22 protein-coding genes are annotated in these 21,077 nt (G+C 49.8%); 12 read left to right on the top strand and 10 right to left on the bottom strand.

Annotation, left to right across the window (positions count from 1 at the left end; translation table 11 throughout):
- Positions 1–30: 30 nt before the first annotated feature.
- Positions 31–651 carry a LysE family translocator gene (locus ACJJI6_RS08875; protein ID WP_413665151.1) on the bottom strand — a complete coding sequence of 207 codons (621 nt, stop codon included), beginning with the start codon at positions 649–651 and terminating at the stop codon, positions 31–33.
- Positions 652–712: 61 nt separating this feature from the next.
- On the opposite strand from ACJJI6_RS08875, the gene ACJJI6_RS08870 reads away from it, so the two are divergent.
- A complete protein-coding gene (locus tag ACJJI6_RS08870) occupies positions 713–1,501 on the top strand; it encodes a TatD family hydrolase (protein WP_475713168.1) in 789 nt (262 codons plus the stop codon).
- Positions 1,498–3,156: an aminotransferase class V-fold PLP-dependent enzyme gene (locus tag ACJJI6_RS08865; protein WP_475713167.1), complete on the top strand. Its 1,659-nt coding sequence runs from the start codon at positions 1,498–1,500 to the stop codon at positions 3,154–3,156. The genes ACJJI6_RS08870 and ACJJI6_RS08865 overlap by 4 nt, the downstream gene beginning before the upstream one ends.
- A gap of 1 nt (position 3,157) precedes the next feature.
- On the opposite strand, the gene ACJJI6_RS08860 is transcribed toward ACJJI6_RS08865, so the two are convergent.
- A complete protein-coding gene (locus ACJJI6_RS08860; protein WP_475713166.1) occupies positions 3,158–4,354 on the bottom strand; it encodes an acyltransferase family protein in 1,197 nt (398 codons plus the stop codon).
- Positions 4,355–4,492: 138 nt separating this feature from the next.
- Between ACJJI6_RS08860 and ACJJI6_RS08855 the strand changes: the two genes are divergently transcribed.
- Positions 4,493–5,377, top strand: coding sequence for a LytR/AlgR family response regulator transcription factor (locus ACJJI6_RS08855; RefSeq protein WP_475713165.1), 885 nt, complete (start codon positions 4,493–4,495; stop codon positions 5,375–5,377).
- Here the strand turns inward: ACJJI6_RS08855 and tcdA are convergent.
- From tcdA to ACJJI6_RS08835, 4 genes are all read right to left on the bottom strand, one after another.
- Positions 5,374–6,174 (bottom strand): tRNA cyclic N6-threonylcarbamoyladenosine(37) synthase TcdA, encoded by an 801-nt coding sequence (gene tcdA / locus ACJJI6_RS08850; RefSeq protein ID WP_475713164.1) that lies wholly within the window; start codon positions 6,172–6,174, stop codon positions 5,374–5,376. The two genes, ACJJI6_RS08855 and tcdA, sit on opposite strands and share 4 nt — an antisense overlap.
- Positions 6,161–6,649 carry a thiol-disulfide oxidoreductase DCC family protein gene (locus ACJJI6_RS08845; RefSeq protein ID WP_475713163.1) on the bottom strand — a complete coding sequence of 163 codons (489 nt, stop codon included), beginning with the start codon at positions 6,647–6,649 and terminating at the stop codon, positions 6,161–6,163. Before ACJJI6_RS08845 ends, tcdA begins: the two co-directional genes overlap by 14 nt.
- 9 nt (positions 6,650–6,658) lie before the next feature.
- Positions 6,659–7,123, bottom strand: a complete 465-nt coding sequence (locus tag ACJJI6_RS08840; protein WP_413665157.1) for an FKBP-type peptidyl-prolyl cis-trans isomerase — start codon at positions 7,121–7,123, stop codon at positions 6,659–6,661.
- A gap of 138 nt (positions 7,124–7,261) precedes the next feature.
- The gene (locus tag ACJJI6_RS08835; RefSeq protein ID WP_475713162.1) at positions 7,262–7,621 is read right to left on the bottom strand and encodes a hypothetical protein; all 360 of its coding nucleotides are present in this window, start codon (positions 7,619–7,621) and stop codon (positions 7,262–7,264) included.
- Between the two features lie 336 nt (positions 7,622–7,957).
- Here ACJJI6_RS08835 and ACJJI6_RS08830 point away from each other — a divergent pair, with 336 nt between their 5' ends.
- The 4 genes from ACJJI6_RS08830 to ACJJI6_RS08815 all read left to right on the top strand — a co-directional run bounded on the left by ACJJI6_RS08830 (position 7,958) and on the right by ACJJI6_RS08815 (position 12,041).
- Positions 7,958–8,380 carry an HIT family protein gene (locus ACJJI6_RS08830; protein ID WP_475713161.1) on the top strand — a complete coding sequence of 141 codons (423 nt, stop codon included), beginning with the start codon at positions 7,958–7,960 and terminating at the stop codon, positions 8,378–8,380.
- Positions 8,381–8,511: 131 nt separating this feature from the next.
- Positions 8,512–9,321 carry a GIN domain-containing protein gene (locus ACJJI6_RS08825; RefSeq protein WP_444905779.1) on the top strand — a complete coding sequence of 270 codons (810 nt, stop codon included), beginning with the start codon at positions 8,512–8,514 and terminating at the stop codon, positions 9,319–9,321.
- 129 nt (positions 9,322–9,450) lie between these two features.
- A complete protein-coding gene (locus ACJJI6_RS08820) occupies positions 9,451–10,920 on the top strand; it encodes a YcjX family protein (RefSeq protein WP_475713160.1) in 1,470 nt (489 codons plus the stop codon).
- Positions 10,917–12,041: a TIGR01620 family protein gene (locus tag ACJJI6_RS08815; protein WP_475713159.1), complete on the top strand. Its 1,125-nt coding sequence runs from the start codon at positions 10,917–10,919 to the stop codon at positions 12,039–12,041. The genes ACJJI6_RS08820 and ACJJI6_RS08815 overlap by 4 nt, the downstream gene beginning before the upstream one ends.
- 78 nt (positions 12,042–12,119) lie before the next feature.
- On the opposite strand, the gene ACJJI6_RS08810 is transcribed toward ACJJI6_RS08815, so the two are convergent.
- Positions 12,120–12,620 carry a hypothetical protein gene (locus ACJJI6_RS08810; protein WP_413665163.1) on the bottom strand — a complete coding sequence of 167 codons (501 nt, stop codon included), beginning with the start codon at positions 12,618–12,620 and terminating at the stop codon, positions 12,120–12,122.
- A 241-nt stretch (positions 12,621–12,861) separates the two neighbouring features.
- On the opposite strand from ACJJI6_RS08810, the gene gorA reads away from it, so the two are divergent.
- Positions 12,862–14,220 carry a glutathione-disulfide reductase gene (gene gorA / locus ACJJI6_RS08805; RefSeq protein WP_475713158.1) on the top strand — a complete coding sequence of 453 codons (1,359 nt, stop codon included), beginning with the start codon at positions 12,862–12,864 and terminating at the stop codon, positions 14,218–14,220.
- An 87-nt stretch (positions 14,221–14,307) separates the two neighbouring features.
- On the opposite strand, the gene ACJJI6_RS08800 is transcribed toward gorA, so the two are convergent.
- Positions 14,308–14,664 (bottom strand): HPF/RaiA family ribosome-associated protein, encoded by a 357-nt coding sequence (locus ACJJI6_RS08800; protein WP_475713157.1) that lies wholly within the window; start codon positions 14,662–14,664, stop codon positions 14,308–14,310.
- Positions 14,665–15,203: 539 nt separating this feature from the next.
- Here ACJJI6_RS08800 and ACJJI6_RS08795 point away from each other — a divergent pair.
- Positions 15,204–16,136 (top strand): hypothetical protein, encoded by a 933-nt coding sequence (locus ACJJI6_RS08795; protein ID WP_444905774.1) that lies wholly within the window; start codon positions 15,204–15,206, stop codon positions 16,134–16,136.
- A 91-nt stretch (positions 16,137–16,227) separates the two neighbouring features.
- Here ACJJI6_RS08795 and thpR read toward each other — a convergent pair whose 3' ends face one another.
- A complete protein-coding gene (gene thpR, locus ACJJI6_RS08790) occupies positions 16,228–16,812 on the bottom strand; it encodes an RNA 2',3'-cyclic phosphodiesterase (protein ID WP_475713156.1) in 585 nt (194 codons plus the stop codon).
- A gap of 146 nt (positions 16,813–16,958) precedes the next feature.
- Between thpR and ACJJI6_RS08785 the strand changes: the two genes are divergently transcribed.
- Together ACJJI6_RS08785 and ACJJI6_RS08780 are read left to right on the top strand one after the other, a co-directional pair.
- Positions 16,959–17,435 carry an Hsp20 family protein gene (locus ACJJI6_RS08785; protein ID WP_444912651.1) on the top strand — a complete coding sequence of 159 codons (477 nt, stop codon included), beginning with the start codon at positions 16,959–16,961 and terminating at the stop codon, positions 17,433–17,435.
- A gap of 1 nt (position 17,436) precedes the next feature.
- Positions 17,437–18,090 (top strand): class I SAM-dependent methyltransferase, encoded by a 654-nt coding sequence (locus ACJJI6_RS08780; RefSeq protein WP_475713155.1) that lies wholly within the window; start codon positions 17,437–17,439, stop codon positions 18,088–18,090.
- Here the strand turns inward: ACJJI6_RS08780 and ACJJI6_RS08775 are convergent.
- Positions 18,070–19,056 carry a GlxA family transcriptional regulator gene (locus ACJJI6_RS08775; protein ID WP_413665170.1) on the bottom strand — a complete coding sequence of 329 codons (987 nt, stop codon included), beginning with the start codon at positions 19,054–19,056 and terminating at the stop codon, positions 18,070–18,072. The two genes, ACJJI6_RS08780 and ACJJI6_RS08775, sit on opposite strands and share 21 nt — an antisense overlap.
- 139 nt (positions 19,057–19,195) lie before the next feature.
- Here ACJJI6_RS08775 and ACJJI6_RS08770 point away from each other — a divergent pair, with 139 nt between their 5' ends.
- Positions 19,196–21,052, top strand: coding sequence for a beta-ketoacyl synthase (locus ACJJI6_RS08770; RefSeq protein WP_475713154.1), 1,857 nt, complete (start codon positions 19,196–19,198; stop codon positions 21,050–21,052).
- Positions 21,053–21,077: the final 25 nt, after the last annotated feature.

Below are 21,077 nucleotides of genomic sequence, written 5' to 3'. Positions count from 1 at the left end.
CTCCCGAGCTTAAGCTGTTGAAGAGACCTTTCAGGTGGCTGCGCCAAAGGGGGTAAGCCCCTCGAGCGCCAAGGGGATAACGCTTGCAGCAAGCAACAATCCCATAGCAATGTTAAAGCTTCGCAAGTAGCGTGGTTCAGTCAGGAACCGTTTTAGCCCAACGCCAAAGAATAGCCAAATGGCAACACAAGGCCCGCCAATGGTGATAAATGCCAGTGCAACCTTAACAACTCCCGACCATATTTCTGTGCCGGGACTGGTGAAAGCAGCCAGTGCTCCAGTGGCCATAATCCAGCCTTTGGGATTGATCCACTGAAAAGCCATCGCCTGGGTAAAGCTCAGGGGTTGGCTTGAATTTCCAGAACCCATTTCCCGGGTCGAACCAATTATCCATGCCAGGTAGAGTAAATAGGCAATGCCTGCCCAGCGAATAACTTCATGCAGAAAAGGGAAGTGATTGAAGGCGGTTCCCAGTCCCAAGCCAATGGCAACCACCATGGCGGGAAATCCCAGCCAAATTCCCAGTAGGTGAGGTGTTGAACTGTAGATGCCGTGATTGAGTCCTGAGGACATAATCATCAGGTTATTAGGGCCCGGTGTAATACTGGCTGAGAAAGCAAAAAGGGCGATCGGCAAAAGAGATTCAATCACAGGTGTACCAGAGGAAAAGGCGACTTCATGCTAATATGCGCGCGAATAATGGGTATCACAAGTGAAATTTATAGACAGTCATTGCCACTTTGATTTTGAGGTTTTTTCTCTGGACCGGGACCAGGTGTGGCAAAGATGTCTCAATGCCGGAATAGATAGGGTCATTATCCCCGGCGTTTGCGAGGCTCAGTGGCAGTCGTTGGGCGCTCTGGTATCGGAACAGCCCGGTTGGATGATGGCTGCTGGTGTTCACCCTTGGTGGGTGAAGAAAATCCCGCAAGATTCCCGTTGGCGGGAAAACCTGATGGAGTTGGGAGTACGGCTTAGTGAGAGCCTTGAGAAATACTCATGTGTCGCTGTTGGAGAGTGTGGCTTGGATGCCTCTATCGGCACTGACTTGAATAAGCAGGAAGATATTCTCAAGCTTCATTTGGAGATTGCTAGTAACCATGAACTGCCGATTATTCTGCATGTTCACCGGGCCCACAATGAACTCCTGAGACTGTTAAAGCAATTCAAGCTCCCCTGGGGAGGTGTGATCCACGCTTTCAGTGGAAGTGAGCAAATGGCGCAAGAGTACTGGAAGCGCGGCTTCTATCTGGGTATCGGTGGAACAATTACTTACCCACGGGCAGCGAAAACCCGACGGGCTGTGTCACGTGCGCCGCTGGAGAGTTTACTGCTTGAGTCGGACGCCCCGGATATGCCCCTTTCAGGTCAGCAGGGTATGCGTAATAGCCCTGAAAACCTTTCTAAAATTGCACAAGCACTGGCTGATTTGCGGGGAGTTTCCGTGCGGGAAATCGCCAATGCTACCTGTCGAAATACTGAGAAGTTATTTTCCCTATGAGTTTTTCCGCTGAATCATTCAGGCAGTCATTTCCCCTCTTTGCTCAAGAGGAGAATAAGGAGTTGGTATACCTGGATAATGCTGCAACGACGCAGAAGCCAGAGGCAGTGATTAATGCTGTACGCGATTACTATGTGCACAGCAATGCCAATACGCACCGCTCCAGTCACCGTCTGGCGCGTAAGGCTACAGAAATGGTGGAGCGAGTGCGTCGCCAAGCGGCACAGTTTGTTAATGCTGCCAGCACAAGGGAAATTGTATTTTGTCGCGGTGCTACTGAGGCATTGAATTTGTTGGCGCACAGCCTGTGCAGTGAGCTGCAGGCTGGGGACGAAATTGTCATCTCAACAGCGGAGCACCATGCAAATATTATCCCTTGGCAGATGGCGGCCAAGCGATTCAATTTGAGTTTGCGCTATGTACCCCATGTAGCGGGTATCCCGGAATTTGATCGCCTGGGAGAAGTGCTGAATGAGCGCACAAGAATTGTTTCCCTGACCGGCGGTTCCAACGCACTCGGATTGCGTCCGGACCTGGCTGCGGTGAGGCAATTGCTGCGCAGAAAGCACTTGATGTGGATTGTTGATGGCGCCCAGTTGGCAGCTCATGAAGTGATTGATGTGCAGAAAATTGGCTGTGATTTTTTTGTTTCCTCAGCACATAAGTTTTATGGCCCGTCAGGAATTGGTTTCTTATACGGCAGGGAAACACTTTTGGAATCTATGCCGCCATGGCTGGGTGGTGGAGAAATGATCTCCGACGTTGAACTTGAAACGAGTCATTATGCAGGCTTGCCGCACAAATTTGAGGCAGGCACTTCTCCGCTGGCGGCAATAGCGGGTCTTGGAGCGGCACTGGAATTTCTTGAGCAGCAAGATAGGGTCGCAATAGCGGCGCATGAGCAGAAATTGGTGCGATGGATACATCGCGAACTGATAGCGTCCCCCAATTTTAGAATTATCAGCCAAGTGCGCCACAATCTGGGTATTGTCTCTTTTGTGCCTATTCATGGTAGCGCTGCCGATTTAATGCATTGGCTAGATGAGCGCGATATTGCGGTGAGAGTCGGCCATCACTGTGCACAGTTGTTAGGTAAAGAGAGCGGTGATTTGGTGACGGTACGAGCATCAGTCGCAGCCTACAATACCGATAGTGATATTCAGGCTTTTTTGCAGGCCCTGGAAGAGTATTGTGAGATCCAGAAGTCAATTGAACAGGGGGATAGTATTCAGAGTGATGAATGGGCCAGGGATGATTTTTCCTCGTTATTGCTAGAGAGTTTGGTTTCCCAGCGCAACTGGCAGGGACGTTATAGAGAATTAATGCTGTGGAGTAAAACTATTGCCCGAAAGCCCAAGATACGTACCGAGGAAAACCTGGTGCGGGGTTGTGAGTCCGCAGCTTGGTTAGCGCACCGGACAGAGGGTGGTAGGCACTATTTTGGATTGGAAAGCGACAGCCGGGTTGTAAAAGGCCTGGGTGCGTTATTACTTTCACAAATCGATGGCCGCACGGCTACTGAGATTAGGGAGAGAGATCTTTCCCTGTTATTTGCTGAGCTGGGGCTCGGAAAGCACTTAAGTGAATCGCGCAGCAATGGTTTTTACGCATTGCTGCAACGTGCTTTGAATCTGGTGGAGCAGACCTCCCATTAACTTAACTGGAGCGGGGTATGGGGGCCTCCACCGCAATAGGCCCGATATTGGAAATAGGCTTTAAACCAAACAGCGGCCGTAAAACTGGGTTTCTTCGGATGATAAATTCGTATGAAGCCCAGCAGCCGAAAATAGTGATTAATAATACTAGCAAGGGCTCCAGGATGGCCCCCAGGGCGAGTTGCCCCAGTTGATACACAGCGATTACGGTAATGGTTTGATGGAGGATATACCAGGGATAAACCGCTTCAGTGGCATAGGGTAACCAACGGAATTGCTTATTGAGAAATTGATAAGCGCAGGCTAAAACAGCCAGGAGCCATACCCATCGATTTGTATAGATAACAATAAAAAGCAGTATTTTTGGGGCGGGAATACTGCTATCAGGTAGTACTCGATCAAATAATAGATATAGGGCGAAAGTGAGGGGCGCTGCAATAACCAAGCGATTGCGCAGTCTTGCCAGTATTTCCCAGGGGGCGTTACTGCTGACCAGCAAGTAGCCGCAGCAGAAATAAGTAAAAAATCTGGCATGAGTGTACCAGTCGTCGACGACGGCATAGTTTATCCCACCAAAGCGCGGAAATAGGACCAGGCCGTACACCATCATGGGTACAAGCGGTAGAATTAGCAGTTGCCAAGATTTCATATTCTCCATGAATTGGCCCAGCCACCGTTGGTGTTTAAACCACAGGGCTAGAGGAATAAGGGCCAGGGTGTAGCATGCCAGATAGGGTAGATACCACAGATGGTTCCAGGTCAGGCCAAACTCACTTCCAGCAAAGGCATTCTCTGGCCAGGGGCTGAACGAGAAGTACTTCAGCAGGAATGATAAGTATCCAGGCTCAATAATGCCGTTGCTTAGCGCTTCATAGTAGGCCTGGGGTGGAACCACCACCAGCATTCCAAATGCCAGCGGAATCAATAGCTGCTTCATTCTTCTCAGTAAGTACCCCCCAGTGCCCAGCTTGTGGAAGAGAAAATAGCTGGCTGCACCTGAAATCAGGAACAACAACGGCATCCGCCACTGGTTAACCGCTAGCATTACCAGTTGTAGTGGCTCGCTTTGGTAGCTGCTTTTTACATGCCACCCCCATTCCGCGACATAGGCCATTCCCAGGTGGTAGAGAATAAGTAGGCCAAAGGCTAGTACACGAAGGGCGTCAATATCGTGGCGTCTCTGTGTTATTGAATGCATAGGTTTCGTCGTTCAAGGCTGTTTTAGTCGCTCGCTATGCTCCCGTTAGTAATTGCCATTAGCTATCCCAAAGTGCCGGTTTGTGCGGTATTAGGGGCCAGTGGTGGTTTTTGGGGGTGAATCGGGGGTAGACTGCCGATGAATTTTTATACTGGTTCAGGAGCAATGACGGTTCAGCAGTATTTGACGCACCGGCGACAGTTTGAGGTGGGGTTCTGGGTGTTGTTTTTTGTCGGCCAGTGGCTTGTTCAGTTCGCTTTGGCATACTTTGATCACCGCCGCTGGGGTTCTATTTTTCAGCCATGGGAATTTCTGGTGTGGGAGGGAACCAGTATCCTAATGATCGCAATCTTATTTCCGCTGATATTGCTTCTTGATCATTATTCCCCCCTGCGTAAGGGGAGAGTTCGGCAGAGCTTGGCCATACATTTATTTTTCACTTTGCCTTGGTCCTTGATCCACGTTTCCGGCATGGTGTTTATGAGGACGGTCATTTACCACCTCAATGATGGTTCCTATAACTTTGGTAACTGGGCTGTAGAATTTTTCTATGAATATCTCAAAGATATTCAAACCTATGCCGCTCTTTTAAGCTCTGTTTATTTGTACCGCTTTTTGTTGGTACGTTTACAGGGTGAGGCGCGCTTACTAGAAGAGCCAGATGAGGGAGATGCTGCTGAGCCAGTAGAAAGGCCAGAGCGTCTTCTGGTGAAAAAGCTGGGAAAAGAATTTCTGGTTAATGTGCAGGATATCGAATGGGTAGAAGCTGCTGGCAACTATGTCAATCTGCACTTGGGCGATAGAATTTACCCCCTGCGGGAGACTATGACCAAGTTACTGGAGCGTTTGGATCCAGGATCATTCGCTCGCATCCACCGCTCCTATATTGTGCGCTTGGACTCTATTGCGGAGATTGAACCCCTGGAGAGCGGTGATGCGCGTATTCACTTGGTTGGCGGCCAGCTAATCCCGGTGAGCAGGCGCTACCGCGATCAGCTGAGGGCTCATTTAACCCCGGCTTAGTTTTTTGCCTGGAGAAGTCGCTCGATGGCCCGGTTGGCGGCCAAAAACCCAAAGGTGCCGGTAATCATAGTTGCCGCACCAAAGCCGCCACTGCAGTCTAATTTAACACCGTCCTGCATAGCGCTCTTCTGTTGGCATACTTGCCCATCTGGCTGCGGGTATACCATTGCTTCAGTGGAAAAGATCGCATCGATGCCAAACTGGCGCTTGCGACTCTTCTGGAAGTTATGAAAGCGGTATAGATGTTGGCGGACTTTTGCCAGCATCGGATCATTAATTGTACGGCCGAGATCGGCGCACTCAATGCGATCGGGGGAGCGCTTACCTCCTGCGGAACCAACCGTTATCAAGCGTATTTTTCGGGCTTTACAGTAAGCGATCAGGGCGGCTTTTACCCGGGCGGAATCTATTGCATCAATCACCACATCGACAGGGTGTATATCGGGGTTGATCAGCTCTGAGAAATTGTCATTAGCGATAAAGTCCTCTTCCGTATGAACTGTAATCTCCGGGTTAATCTGCCGTAGGCGCTCTGCCATCACCTCGACCTTGATATGGCCTACCGTATCCGCGAGTGCGTGGCTCTGACGATTGGTATTGGTGATGCAGACGTCATCCAAGTCGATAAGCGTCAACTGACCAATGCCGCTTCGCGCTAGGGCCTCTGCGGTCCAGCTCCCTACGCCACCAATACCGATAACCAATATGTGAGCAGAGGATAAAATTTCGAGGGCCTTATCGCCATACAGGCGAGCAATGCCGCCAAATCGCTGTAAATACTGGTCAGACAAGCTCATCTGGGGTCTCTTCAGGTACATCTTCCAAAAACCGCTGTTTGTCAGCGTCACACGGCAATAGGCAACTCTCCCGTTGACCAAACCAGCGATAGCGGTTGCGGGCAACCAAGTCGTAGAGCCAATCCCTTGCCGGGCGGGGAATGTAGCGCAAAATGGCCAATGAACGCCAGGGTTGGGGTAGGCGGCTGGCAATTCTCAGTGCCGCTTCACTTTTGTAAAAGGATTGGTAAGTGCCACCATGTCGTTCCAGCAAAATCATGGTCTGGTAAGTGCCCAGCGGCAGGTTCAGCTGTTTAAGGAAGTGCTGGCCTGCATTGGACTGCACTCGGCACAGGGTAAAGCGCTGCTCTCTATCGCGCTTGAGAATTAGCTGGCTCCAGCGGTTGCACAGGTGGCAGACGCTATCAAACAGGATGATGTTGTTTGGCAATGACATTGAGAAGGGGGGAACGCCGCGCGGCTGGCGGCGTTTCATATCATGGGATTAGTGCACGTGACCGTGGTCAACTTCTTCGGCAGTCGCTTCGCGTACAGAAACAACTTCAATTTCGAAGTGCAGCTCAACGCCGGCGAGGGGGTGGTTGCCATTGATAGTGACTTCGTCGCCGTCGATGTCGATAATTTCCACTTCAATCGGGTGGCCTTCGGTGCTCTCTGCACGGAATGCCATGCCTACAGATAACTCTTCAACACCACCAAAGGCACTGCGCGGCATGGTTTGGATCAGCTCCGGGTTTTGCTCGCCGTAACCGTCTTCTGGTGCGATCACCGCAGTAAATTTATCACCGGGTGCCTTTTCCAGCATCTCGCGCTCAAGCCCAGGAATGATATTACCAACCCCTTGCAGATATTTGAGCGGCTCTCCATTGGCTGAGGAGTCAATGACTGTTCCGTCAGCATCTTTCAGGGTGTAGTGGATCTCCACAACTGTGTGGTTGGCAATCTTCATGAATAATCTCTGATATAAAAGAGTATGTGAATGAGCGCTTACCGCTGCGCAATAAAACGGGGGGTAAAGGCTGTGAAGCGCAATTGTATTGACAGGGCGGGCGCGCCGCAACTTGTGCGTGCGCGCCGCTGATAAAGATTAGCAAGCTATTGACAGGTCCTGCTCACAACCGCCATAGAGATTGGTTACGGTCGCAACCAGTTGTGTGCTGAAGTCAGGGCGATAGCCCAACTCCATTAGGCGACCCTCGAAATACTCCAGCATTGAATCGAATAGCTCTGGGTTTAACCCCCTGGCTAAAAAGCGGGCGCGACTACTCCGGTCTGGTTCCGGTGTAGATGACAACGCATGGCTCAAAAACTGAGCTTGACGACTTAATTGTTTGCGGAAATCACAAGTTTCGTAGGCTGAAAGGTGGTGGCTGAGAGCACCGTAAAATTCACTGACTGTACGGTTGACAAATTTAGCACCACCGACCTGATCCAACAGGCTTTCCATATCTCTCCCCCCGGTGAGCAGTTGGCACTGATTTAAAGTTTATCCGCAGAGCCGAAAAAGTATTTTGTTAACGAGAAGCACAATGTGCATTGGCTCAATGGCGGTACAACATTAATTGGTGACGAGCCTAAGACATATTCTTTCGGTATGCCAACTTGGTTTAAGAAAATTGTCATTCTGTTCGACAGGTTGTCACATATTGGGGGTTTATTTCGCCAAAGAAGAAAATCTATGTTTGCGCAAGTATTTTCTAAGCCTTTACACTTTATTTTTTCTTCTTGGTGTTAGACTGCACGCTTGCACCAAATAATAAATTTCAACCTTTTGAGATAATTTATGGCAAGTATTTTTACTCAGATTATTAATGGCGATTTACCTGGCAATTTTATTTGGAGAGATGAAAAGGTCGTAGCTATTTTGACCATTTCACCCATTAAGGCTGGTCATTGTTTGGTCATCCCTGTTGAGGAAATTAATCATTGGGATGATGTTCCGGAGGAGCTGGCGAGTCATCTAATGCTGGTTGCGCAAAAGGTGGCGAAAGGGCTGAAAGCAACTTACTCACCGAAGCGAGTGGGCGTGATGATCGCTGGGATTGAAGTGCCACATACCCATATCCACCTGATACCCGTAGATGAATTGTCAGACTTTGACTTCTCTAAGCAAAAGCCTGCTTCTTCAGAGCAGTTGGCACATGAGGCGGAAAAGATTCGACAATCCTTAAAGGAGCTGGGCTTTAGCGAGGCGGAGTGCAGCTAGGACGTTAAGATTGATTTTTTAGACTGCTTGGTCACATGGTGTCCCCAAAATATTTGTGGGACACTGCATCCAAGTCCCCCGCTTACTGAGTCACATAGGTATGAACTGGTAATAACGATGAGATTCCTCTAATGATGATTTTGAAGAAGACGCTCTTTGCCCCGCTGGTAGTAGTCCTCGCTACAGTCGCTGCGTTTTGCACTAATGCCCAGGCAGAAGAAATGGAAACTAAGCGTTTCGATATGGAAGGGTTCACTCAGGTGTCTCTCAAGGGAAGTTCTCACTTGAAGTTGATTCAGGGGGACAGTTTTGAAGTTGTCGCTGTCGGCCCTGTCAGCACAATGCCCTACGTCAAAGTTGAGGTAAAAGGGGAAAGGTTGGAGTTATCCGTTGAGGAAAACACCCAGAACCTTTTTGGATTTGTCACCATATCCCGAGGGCAGGGAGATGAAGTTAACTTTACAGTGACGATGCCTAAAATTGAGGCTCTTAAGGTGACTGGCTCTGGTGAGGCTAGATCTTCAAGTGTTGAGAGTGAAGGCCTAACTTTGGGGGTGACAGGTTCAGGAATGATCAATATCGACAAGGTCGCCGCAGAATCCTTGAAAGCGTATGTTACTGGTTCCGGTGATTTATTCCTCAACAAGGCATTGACTGTCAAAGGGGAAGTAGCGGTGACAGGCTCTGGCGACATGAAGATAAGTACTATTACCGGTGAGAGTTTACTTGCGGAGATACAAGGCTCCGGCGATATGTTGGTTGGCGGGCGAGTTGCCGATGTGAACGTTCGCCTCATGGGTTCAGGTGATTTTATTGGCCGCAGTCTGCGCGCCGATAATGCCAGCGGCTCAATAATGGGATCGGGTGATATTGTTTTGAAACGGCCAGGAACTGACTCCTTCTCAGTGATGGGGTCGGGAGACGTAGCGCTGGTCGACTAAGCGGCGGCTCCTGAGCCCCCTTTGCATCTAAGGCGTTCGGTCAGTAAGGCTGTGCGCCTATTTCTTTTTTGGGGGCATTCTTGAGCCTCCATCGTCCTCTCTATACCCATTTCTGGAAGTCAGCTTTATATGGAACCCAAAGTGACAGAGTGTGTGTCGCTGGACCGCGAAGATTCTATGTCTCGCGAGAGTCAATCTCGCCCACATTTAAAAGAAAAGCTACGGCGCTGGAGCCGAGAGGCCCAGGATAAATCCCACTGGGCCGCCGAGCGCTTGTTGGACCGACGCATCTGTATCGGTATCACTGGGCTCAGTAGTGCTGGCAAGTCCACGTTTCTCACCAGTCTGATATACCAACTCTGCAATCCGGAGAAGTCTCAATTACCTGGTTTTGCCCCTGCACTCAATGGCGATCTGTTGGGGGCAGAGTTGAAGCCAGCGCTGGACTCTGGTTTGGCGCCGTTTGACTATCAGACCTGCCTGTCGGCACTGATGGCTGAGCCACCTAGTTGGCCACAGAGCACTAGAGATGCTTCGGCTATGGAGTTACACATCCATTTACGCAGCCGGCGCCGTTTTCGGGGTAGTGGTAGAAAGACGTTGGTAGTGGAGTTGCGTGACTACCCCGGGGAATGGTTGATGGACTTGCCGCTATTGCGTATGGACTATGCAGAGTGGTGTCGTCATCAAGCACACCTATTTTCTACAGATGCGCGATCAATGCTGGCCCCCCGCTTGACAGCTCAGCTGGCAGCACTGTCCCCCCAGGCGAATGCCAGTGAAGTAAATTTGGACGAATTATGGGGGGAATACCGAGCTTATCTCCTGAGTTGCCGAACCAAGTTGAATCTCAGTTATTTACAGCCTGGTAGAGCGCTGCTAGACGAGGAGGCGTACGGGGTAGTTCCACTCCTGGATTTGCGTGGTTTAGATGCTGGGCAGTTAGCTGCTTTGTCTGAGAGTAGTGTTTTTAAGGTTTTGCAGGCGCGTTACGAACGCTATGTACAGACGCAGGTAAAACCCTTTGTAGACAGCCATTTTCGACATATCGATCGACAACTGGTACTGGTAGATATGATTGGCACTCTATTTGCTGGTGAACAGTCCCTGGAAGATATGCGTCTGGCATTTGCTCATATTGCCGATACATTCCGCTATGGCGAATCGGGGTTTTTAAGCAAGCTATGGCGCCCAAAGGTTAATCGACTCCTTTTTGCTGCGACTAAAGTCGATCAGGTACTTGCTGCCGACCACGATGCTTTGAGGCAGCTTCTAGGCCAGCAGTTGCAACAGACTTTCTCCGATGCCCGTCACCGGGGTTTGCCGGTATTTAGTGAGGCGATTGCCGCGGTTCGCTGCTCTAGAGAGGGGCAGAAGAATGGACGGAGAATGCTGATGGGTTATGACCTCGAAGGGCAGTATTTGGGTTTTGAGAATGCGGAAATTTTTGCCCAGGCACCCTATGAAGAGCAGGGGTGGAGCCACTATGCGGGAGCTGCACCACCACAGCTGCGGCCTCCAGTGGGAATGCAGGCAGGACATATTCCACATATACGGGTGGATGCTCTTTTGAACCTTCTGTTGGGAGATAAGGTTTGATTAACAGTGATAAAAATACTGAGTACCGTCGCGAAACACGTATCGAGTCGCTAGATGAGCCTGGACAGGAGGTCCCGCACAGAGATGCAACGCGGGTGGAACCGCTGGCGGATGAGTCAGCGGAGATTCCTAGGTCAATAACCACTGGAGAGTCTCTTCCTGATCGGATTGCTTTCTCCGAGTTGCGCCTACCCACTTTCCGGTTTAAGTGGCTAAAGCCAGCAGTGCTCTCTGTGCTTGCAGTAGTGGTGGTCGTGGTCGGATGGGAGTTTTATGGACTTTATCAATGGGCGGTCGATAAACACTGGGGATTGGGACTTTTTGTGGCTGTTTTGATGGCGGGCTTCAGTGCAATCATTGGTAGTTCCGTGTGGGAGTTTTTCCGAGCGGGGCGCCCACTGAACAAGCTTGAAAAAACTCAGGCAATGGCTGCCGAGGCCCGAGACTGCCGCAGTCACCAAGAGGCGCAAGTATTCAGGCGCAATTTGCAGGAGCATTTTGCCGGTAAGCCCCAAGGTGTACTGCTCAATCGAGTTCTAGATGAGGCAGCTGACTATTACGATAGCAGTGAGTTGTTAGAGCATTTAGAGGTTACCTTCTTAAATGCCCTTGACCAAGAAGCTCTAAGGAGAGTCGTGCGCCACTCAACGAGCACTGGTGCACTGGTTGGGCTGAGCCCTTTTGCCAGTATCGATATTCTGGTTGCCCTGAGGCAGTCACTGCGAATGATTGATGATGTGGCGCAGATTTATGGCGTGCAGCCGTCTCTTGTGGTGCGATGGCGCTTGTTCAAGAGGGTTTTGTCTTTGGTCGCCTACACTGGCGCGAGTGAGTATGCGATCAGTGAAATGTGGCCGGAACTTGTTGGCGATAGCATGCTGAGCACAGTATCTGTGCGTTTGGGGCAGGGGGTCGGAGCCAGTCTGTTTGTTGCGCGTATCGGCTTGGCGACAATGCAAAGCTGTCGGCCAATCCCTTTTACTGAAAAGCAGCGCCCTCGCCTGAGATCAGTTATGGCCCGTATTGGTGGTGGCCTTAAAGAGAGGATGCCCGAGTTGTTTTCTATGGTTGGGCTTAGCTCGCGAAAGGAAGCAAAGGTTCGGAAGGCGGGTACCGAGTAGCTACTGGGATCGTAAGCCAATCTCTTGGGCTGACTATTTGATGTAAGGGGGCGAAAATCTGCCCCCTTAGTCAGCAACTTATTGAAACTGTTTTTTCATCAACATGCGGGTGTGATGTCGATCAACCAGCTGGGCCAGGGCTTCATAGCGGCGCTGTATGAAGGGGGCGGGGTTGTTATTTCCCGATTCATCCCGATATTCAACTCCAGACCGGACGTGTTGGAGCTCCTTGGCTAACTCTCTGATGGCGGTGAAGATCTTTTGTGTGTCGTCTTTGCTGTGAAATACTGAGCTTTTTGTGGTGTCTGTCAGGTAATCATCGCACTCGCTCAGCCAGTCCAACCTCTGTTCAAGAAACTGTATTGTATTGCGAATTCCCCCGGTGTATTCGGGGTTGAAGTTATGGTTGATATACTTGTCGAGGCTACGCATGCCCGAGCCGACAAATTGTTCAACCACATCGCCACAGTATTTTTCTGACAGATAGGATGGATGAGACTTTGCGCTGCTTAAATTGCTGATGAGCAGTAGAGAGGTAAGCAATAGGGCGCGCTGCATCACTGCATTTGGGTATTTCATATTATTGCCCATAGGTTTTGCTCTTATTAATGACTGTTATTTTATCCGCCTCAGGTTTTTTTGTTGTGCAATTTCCTCTGGCGGGCTGATATCTGTGACAGCAGTCACATGAATATCCAAAGCGAAGTCAAGTGTCAACGGTTATTAAGTAAGAATTGTCAGCTTGAGATGGTTGTTCACAGAAAACTTATTGTCGGGCTGTTTAAAAATTATTCGAAGCATAGCTGAGTGGGAGTTTATTTTGGCTGAGTATGATTTTGATCTGTTTGTTATTGGTGCCGGCTCTGGTGGCGTGCGTGCAAGTAGGATGGCTGCTGCACAAGGAATGAAGGTCGCTGTGGCTGAAGACCGCTATATGGGGGGGACCTGTGTAAATGTAGGTTGTGTCCCCAAAAAATTATTTGTTTATGCGAGTGGTTATTCCGCAGGCTTTTCTGATGCTCGAGCCTATGGCTGGAATAGCGCGGGAGTTGAGTTTGACTGGCCAACACTGCGGGATAACAACGCAAAAGAAGTTGCTCGACTCAATGGGATTTATCGCAATTTGCTGGATAACTCTGGGGTGGAAACCCTAAATGGCAGAGCCAGCATCAAAGGTCCTCACAGTGTTGTTGTTAACGGCAAAGAAATTACTGCAGAGCGTATTTTGGTGGCGACAGGCGGATGGCCATTTATTCCGAATATTCCGGGACGGGAATTTGCGCTGACTTCCAATGAAGTTTTCTCAATGGAAAACTTTCCCAAGCGAGTTTTGGTTGTTGGTGGGGGTTATATTGCCGTTGAATTTGCAGGCATCTTTGCTGGTCTCGGCGCAAACGTGCACCTCTCTTATCGAAGAGATTTATTCTTGCGAGGATTCGATCGGGATATTCGCACTTTTGTTCGCGATGAGATGCAGAAGAAAAATATTGATTTAAAGTTTAACCACAACGTTGTCTCTATTGAGAAGCTTCAAGATGGCAGCTTGCTCGCTCATGCCGATGATGGTTCCAGTATTAATGTGGATATGGTGCTTTACGCTACTGGGCGCGTAGCAAATGTTGAAGGGTTGGGGCTAGAGGAGCAGGGTGTTGTCTTGCACAAGGATGGCACAATCTCTGTGGACGATAATTTTAGAACTAGTGTGCAGTCAATCTTTGCACTGGGAGATGTAACGGGTGAGCCTCAGCTTACTCCTGTTGCCTTGGCGGAGGCTATGGCCTTGGTTAAGCATTGGCGCACGGGAGAGACGGCTGAAATTGACTATAACAACATTCCTACAGCGGTTTTCTGTCAACCGAATATCGGAACTGTGGGGTTGTCTGAAGAAGAGGCACGGGACTCTGGACTCGACGTCACTATTTATAAGTCGGAATTCAGACCAATGCGTCACACTGTGAGTGGGAATACAGAGCGGACATTGATGAAGCTGGTTGTAGATGCGTCCAACGACAAGGTGATTGGCGTGCATATGGTTGGCGATGACGCAGGGGAGATTATTCAGGGGATGGCTGTAGCACTTAAGGCAGGAGCTACCAAAAGCACCTTTGATTCAACGATTGGAATTCACCCCACCGCTGCTGAGGAGTTTGTAACTATGAGAACTCCAGTTACAGGTTAGGTGCTGTTGTTACGCTGTAGATATAAGTTGCAGTTGTGAATAATGAAAAAGGCGGCATTTTGCCGCCTTTTTTGTGACTCCCAGTTTTTAGCTGGGTTCTTCTACAGCCTCTTGTAGGGCTTGGTGCCGCCGTGTTTTCTTGCGTTCACTACGCTCTTTCAGACAGCGCTCGGCGGAGGCGAATGTGTCGTTTACCGCTCGGTGTATGGATTCGTTCTCACTACTAATAGTCACGGGATTGCCACTAATCGCAAGCTCTAGTGATGCCTTGAAGTGTCTGCCTTTAGTTTTGTGTTGATGGGGAGCTTCGAGGACTACGCGACTATGTATAATGTCGCCACAATAACGTTCCAGCTTGTTTAACTTCTTGGATACGGTAGTCGCCAGGGCGGCTGACTTGTCAATGTCGCGGAACACAATGTTATCGTTAGGCGCTGATTTCATGGGCACATACCTCCGGTTAAAAGAAACCATGCAGGCCGCTGTTGCGGTTTGCTGTAAAGAAGGTAGGGCGCCCTAGTGGGAGGGTTCGAGGCTGCAGTTGAAGCGCCGAGCTGCCGGAATCGCAACGATTGTTTGCTGACAAAGCAGCTTAGGGTGTTTTACGTCCGGGTCGGGTTTCCGCTGAGTCCAGCGATCTTCTCCCTGGTATCCATAATGCTTCCGCCAAAAAAAAAATCAAGCGCTATCGCAGAAAAATTTCATATAAATTTTGGAGTGGTGTCACTGTGGTGACTCAATATTGTGGATTTGAAGGTTTATTGATCAGCTGGTTGGCTCAGGTGAACGCAAGGTCATTGCTCATAGCTTGCTCCCTGCGTAAAATTGACCATATTGCGCAGTAGCTTCACTCTGTCGTAGGTTCAGAGTCGCTGCGCTTCCAAAACACGAAACACATCAATTCGAGAAATGGGTTCACGACGATGGCGGTAAAGCGGTGTTGCTCGCTCCTTTTGGCGGGCTTAGTAGTTATGGGTGGGGCAGTGGCACAAGCGCAGACGCCCCTCACGGCGGAGAAGAACCGTCTTGCGCGATTGGAACAGTCTCTTGAAAATAGGAGTGTTGGGCTCGAGGATGTCGAAAATGAGCTGCTCTCCTATGAATATAAGCTCGAGCAGGCCCAGAAATCTCTCGATGACCTGCGCCTGGAATACGAAGCGAGTCGCCAGGAACTCAATCAGGCGACCCGGGCTCATGAGTCAACCCCCAGCTCAGATACTGAGCGTCGCCTGAAGAAGGCTAAGCATGCCTTCGCTATGGCGGAGAGAGGTGTCGATAGCCGTTCACGTCGTCTCGAGTTTATTAAAGAAAATCATCAGCAGCTTCAACAAAAACTGGCTGAAGAGAAACAGGCAATTGCTGATGCCAAAGCTAAGATTTCTGCCCAGCAGGATAAAATTAGCAAGATGGTTGAGGATATGCTGGCAAAGGCTGAAGCATCCGAGAGAAGGGCAGCTATGGCGCGAGCTGCTGCTACTAATGAGAAACCAAAGCCCCCGCAAATTAAAGCTCAGGTCGAGCCGCCAAAGCGCGAGGAGCCCGCTAAAAAAGTGGAAGCTGTTGCTAAGCGAGAGATCGATGCCGACTTGTTGGATTATGTAAAGCGGGAAACAGCACGCCTGAGTGATCTCCTGGCTGACGAAGAAGGTAACGATAGAAAAACGTTCCGGGATCTTGAGTTGCGGCCAATTGGGGGGGAAAGAGTGCCCTTTGAGTTTTTGGGGGAAAATCAATATCGCTTGGTGACTACCGTTGAGTCAGGTCGCCAAACTTATAAAATTAACACTTGGAAATTCCGCCGTACAATTCCGGCTGAGGATGACGGGGCTCGCTATGTCTTTATTTTTGATGCGCGTCGCCTGTCTCGACCAAGATTGGTTATGTACCCAGAGTATGTGCTGTCAGAATTGAATTAATTCTTCAGTGAACAAGCAAAAAAGCGAGCCTAAGGCTCGCTTTTTTGCTTTTGGGGTTCCAGAAAATAGATTTTACCGGTGGGGAGGAGTTTTACCGCGACTGTAGAATAGTTGTTAGTAGGGGGGTGTAAAGGCTTCCAGTCGGGCTTGGTTGACTTTGGTAGAGAGTAATATTGTTAATTGTTATTGGGTGTTCTAGGTCGATTGGAGAAAATCCGTGAAATTGTTTCCTGTTTCTGCACAGGGTGATATGTGGGCGATAGCGCCGGTTTTCTGTCGGTATCGATAGGCTTTCTGCGAGGCTTTTGACGGACATATGCAAGGCCGTCAATTGTTTGGTGGCTGTGATTTCTGCGGCGATTAGATGAGCATCATTGCCTGGGAAGGTATCAAGTTTAAATAGGCGAGTTTTCGTCTCAGTTGTGTTTCGAGCGATTGAGGTCAGGCCGGTTTTTAGTGGCGGTATTGTTTTTATTGGAATCTGGCCTAAAAAACAAAGGGTGATATGACGGTTCTTATAGGTTATCAAGCGGGTGCTGGCTAAGGATGAGGCGCTTTGTTTTTCCGTGATGAAGCTCGTTAAATAATTTAAAAATTCTTGTGTTGTTTTATCCAGCTGGATGCCGATAAAGATTCGACAAGTGGGCTCTAAAGGTTTTTTGTGATTTTTTGGCATAAAATTTATCTGTCACCCTTGAATTAGAAACCTCTGCCCATATCTATGTTGTACAGGTGGTAGCTTCAATGAAAAGTGCCCCTGGATAGAGTCCGGTCATTTGACGGACGTGGTTTTAAATATTGCTCTGAATTGAGGATATGATAATGCGTAATTTTGATTTCTCTCCACTTTATCGCTCTGCAATTGGTTTTGACCGTATGGCTAGTCTGCTCGATGCAATGACCACAAGCGAGCAAAAGCAGCCTTCCTACCCCCCTTACGATATAGAGCTGACTGGTGAGGATAGCTACCGAATATCCATGGCTGTCGCCGGCTTTGAGCAGTCTGAACTCGATATTCAGGTAGAGCAAAATCGTTTAGTGGTTAGCGGTACTAAGCCAGAAAGTAATAGCCAGGGAAATTATTTACACAGGGGTATCGCCGCAAGAAATTTTGAGCGGCGCTTTCAACTTGCCGATCACGTGAAAGTGACCGATGCAAAACTGGCTAATGGGTTGTTACATATAGAATTGGTACGCGAAATACCTGAAGCGATGAAACCACGAAAAATTTCGATTACAGAAGGTAATGTGCTGCAGCACAAAGAGAGTGAGACTAAGTCCACTGCTGCAGTAGCGTAAGTTGTCACTTCATTGCCCGCTGTGCCGCCAAAGCGCGGTACAGCTTTACCATCAGGATAAATTCCGCAGTTATCATCAGTGTGATAACTGCGCGCTCGTTTTTGTGCCGCCGCAATACCATCTGACACCTGAAAAAGAGAGAGCTTATTACGACCTCCATGAGAATTCGATGGAGGATGACGGTTATCATCAATTTCTCAGTCGTTGCGCGCAGCCGTTACTGAAAGAGTTGAGTGGGGCCTGCCATGGCCTGGACTTTGGTTGTGGCCCGGCGCCTTTATTGGCCAGAATTTTGGCGGAGAGTGGACACCGGGTGGACCTGTATGATCACTTTTACATGCCGGCCAGGAAGGCGCTGCATAGGAGCTACGATTTTATTGTTGCTACAGAAGTGATCGAACATCTTGTGAAGCCAGGAGAAGAGCTTGAAAGCCTTTGGCAAAGGCTTCGCACAGGGGGGGTTATGGCCCTGATGACGAAACTGGTTATTTCTGCAGAGCGCTTCGCCACGTGGCACTATATCAGAGACCCTACACATATTTGCTTCTTTAGCGTGAAGACATTTGAATGGTTAGCTCGGTCACTCGGTGCCGAGCTCCAGTTTGTCCACAGCGATGTTATTTTTCTAAGAAAATTAAGTATTGACCCTGAATAGCTTGGCTCGCACCGTGGTGCGGTATTCACTTGGAGTTGTTGCCAGGAATTTTTTAAATAGCGCTGTGAAATGCCCCATATCCTGGTAACCAACTTTTTCAGCAATTTCATTGACCGATAAATTGCTTGATTGTAAAAGCTCGCGCGCCATGTCAACCCTGACATTTTGTAAATACTGCAGTGGTGTCTGTCCTGTAGCAAGTTTGAACCGGCGATTGAACGATCGCACACTCATATCGAAAAGTTGTGCCACTTCGCTAAGGCGCACCTCGGTATTACAATGTTCTTTGAGCCAGGCCTGGGCTTGAACGATATCTTCGTCTGGGTGTAGGTGAACAGATCCTTCTGAGTAGGCTATCTCTTCAAATGGGCGGCGAATTTCGTGAGAGAAATTGCGCTCCACATGACTGGCGATGGCCGGTCCATACAGTTGACGGATCATATGAACCGTTACGTCGGCGAGGGCATTGACGCTGGCCGCACAGAAAAGTTTGTCTGCCTGGGTAATAAAATACTGACGTTTTAACTTTACCTCTGGATAGTCTGAGCTAAATTGATCAAAATAATGCCAGTGGGTGGTTGCAGGTTTTCCGTTAAGGAGGCCCGCTTCGGCCAAAAAGCAAACTCCGGTACCCACAGCACTAATTGCAGCTCCTTGTTTTTCCTGTTGGCGCAGCCATTCCAATATTTTTCCGCCTCGCTTAAGGGCGGGGCGGGGGTTGCGCCACATGGTCGGGATGTAGATTAGGTCGCTATCTGGTGCATCGCTAAGAGCGACGTCCGGTTGAAGGGTAAACCCGCAGCGGGTATTTACTGGTGCCCCATCCAAACTGGCGGTCACCAGTTTTAGGCTGCCCTTGATGCCCTCAACCCTGGCGCGACTCTCCGCACCGCGGAGCATCTCAAGTGGGAGAACGGTACCGGTTGCCAGCATCTGGTCGATAAGTAGAAAAGTTACTGTTCGCATTACACATCTATGCGCACTTGCGCTATTGGCCAAAACACTCAATTTTGCTGGCCAGTATGCCCATAACTGGACAGAATCGCCACCCCCTACACTCGCATCTCTTATTTTTATAGTGTTAAGTGCTTGGCTGGAGGTCAGGATGCAGCGCCTTCCCGTAATCACCGCATTCGGTGGATTCAACCCTGCTGGACGTAGTTCTTTCCATAGGGGGTACTCTCGCCTCGTGCTAGATAAACTGGGTAAGGAAGAGAGGGATAGCACTCTTTCCGACCTGGCCGCCCTGATGGGCTTGCGTACCGGAGACAACGCTGAAGGCATTTTGGACTCTGCCCTTGAGCAGCAGGTGTTGGATGGTACTTTGGTGCGCGAACTAGAGAGTCGCTATTACGACTACCGCAAGTGCCATTTCCATCAGTCTGCCCAGCTCGCAAACCCCCAGGGCCTGACATTCGAAATTTCCACCCGGCAGCTTCCGCAGCCTGTGCCCGCTCATTGGCACTTGGAGCATATCCAGGGCGGCAGGGTTCGGGTCACCACAGCTGAGCTGTCAGTTTTGTTGGATAGCCACCGCGAGATAAGTGTGGCTGCTGCCGGCCAGCTCCCAACCGGATTTGAACCGGGCACTAAATATAACTCTCGATTTCACCCGAGGGGACTGCAGTTGGCCCTCTTGGGCGCATCAGATGCTGTGCAGTCTTTGGGGGTTGATTGGGATACCGTTGTATCTGCGGCTGGGCCGGGAAATATTTCACTCTATGCCGCCTCGGCAATGAGTCAGCTGGACCCATTTGGCAACGGTGGTCTATTGCAGTCCCGCCTGCGAGGTGGCCGCGTAAGCTCTAAACAACTGGCGCTTGGTCTAAATAGTATGCCAGCGGATTTTGTTAACGCTTATGTGCTCGGAAATGTCGGTTCTACTGGCGCTGTTGCCGGTGCTTGCGCAACCTTCCTGTACAACCTTCGCGCTGGCGTTGAAGATATTCGCTCGGGTAGGGCGCGGGTCGCTGTAATTGGTGCGGCTGAGGCGCCCCTTGTGCCTGAAGTTGTCGATGGCTATTCAACGATGGGTGCTCTTGCCACTACCGAGAATTTACGCAAGCTTTTCCCTGGTGAAATTGATTATCGACGCACCAGTCGCCCGTTCGGTGAGAACTGTGGTTTTACCTTGGGTGAGGGTACCCAGTGGGTCATCTTAATGGATGATGCTCTGGCGCTTGAGTTGGGTGCTTCCGTATATGGTTCGGTTGCCGGTGTGTTTACCAATGCCGACGGTACAAAGAAATCGATTTCTGCGCCGGGTCCCGGGAATTACCTGACGATGGCCAGGGCAATGGCGGAGGCGCGGGCAATTGTGGGTGAGGATAGTTTGCGGCGTCGCAGCTTTGTGCAGGCCCATGGCTCCAGTACGCCGCAAAATCGGGTTACTGAGTCCGCCATTTTTGATCGTTTGGCCGGCGCATTTGGCATTGCCGAGTGGCCGATTTGTGCGGTCAAGGCCTTTTTGGGGCATACCGTCGCTTCAGCCAGTGGAGATCAGTTAGTTACAGCGTTAGGTGTATTTGATCGCGGCATTCTCCCGGGAGTGACCACCGTTGATCACATCGCCGATGATGTTCATTGTAAGCATTTGGATATTTCCCTTGAACATACCGATAGGGGCAGGGGTGCGCTTGATTTAGCGTTCTTAAACTCGAAAGGTTTTGGCGGAAATAATGCGACGGCAACAATTTTGTCCCCGCAGATCACAAAATCAATGATGGAAAAGCGTCATGGCAAATCGGCCATTGTGACGTCTCAAGCGTTGAACGAGAAGGTTGTAGAGCAGAGCGAAAAGTACAACACCAAGGCTTCTCGTGGTGAGCTTGATGTTATTTATCGATTTGGTGAGGGCATGATCAATGAAAGTGAGATCACTATCTCAGAAGAAGAAATTTGTTTACCCGGAATGCCGCCGGTGAAGCTGCCAAATGGAAATCCCTTTGAAGATATGGTGTGATTGGCTTTTACATAATGCCTCAATT

Source organism: Microbulbifer maximicatervae (SeqCode) (genome assembly GCF_056232625.1).
The sequence above is the reverse complement of the archived record's forward strand: the minus strand, read 5'-3'. Positions and strand labels throughout refer to the sequence as shown.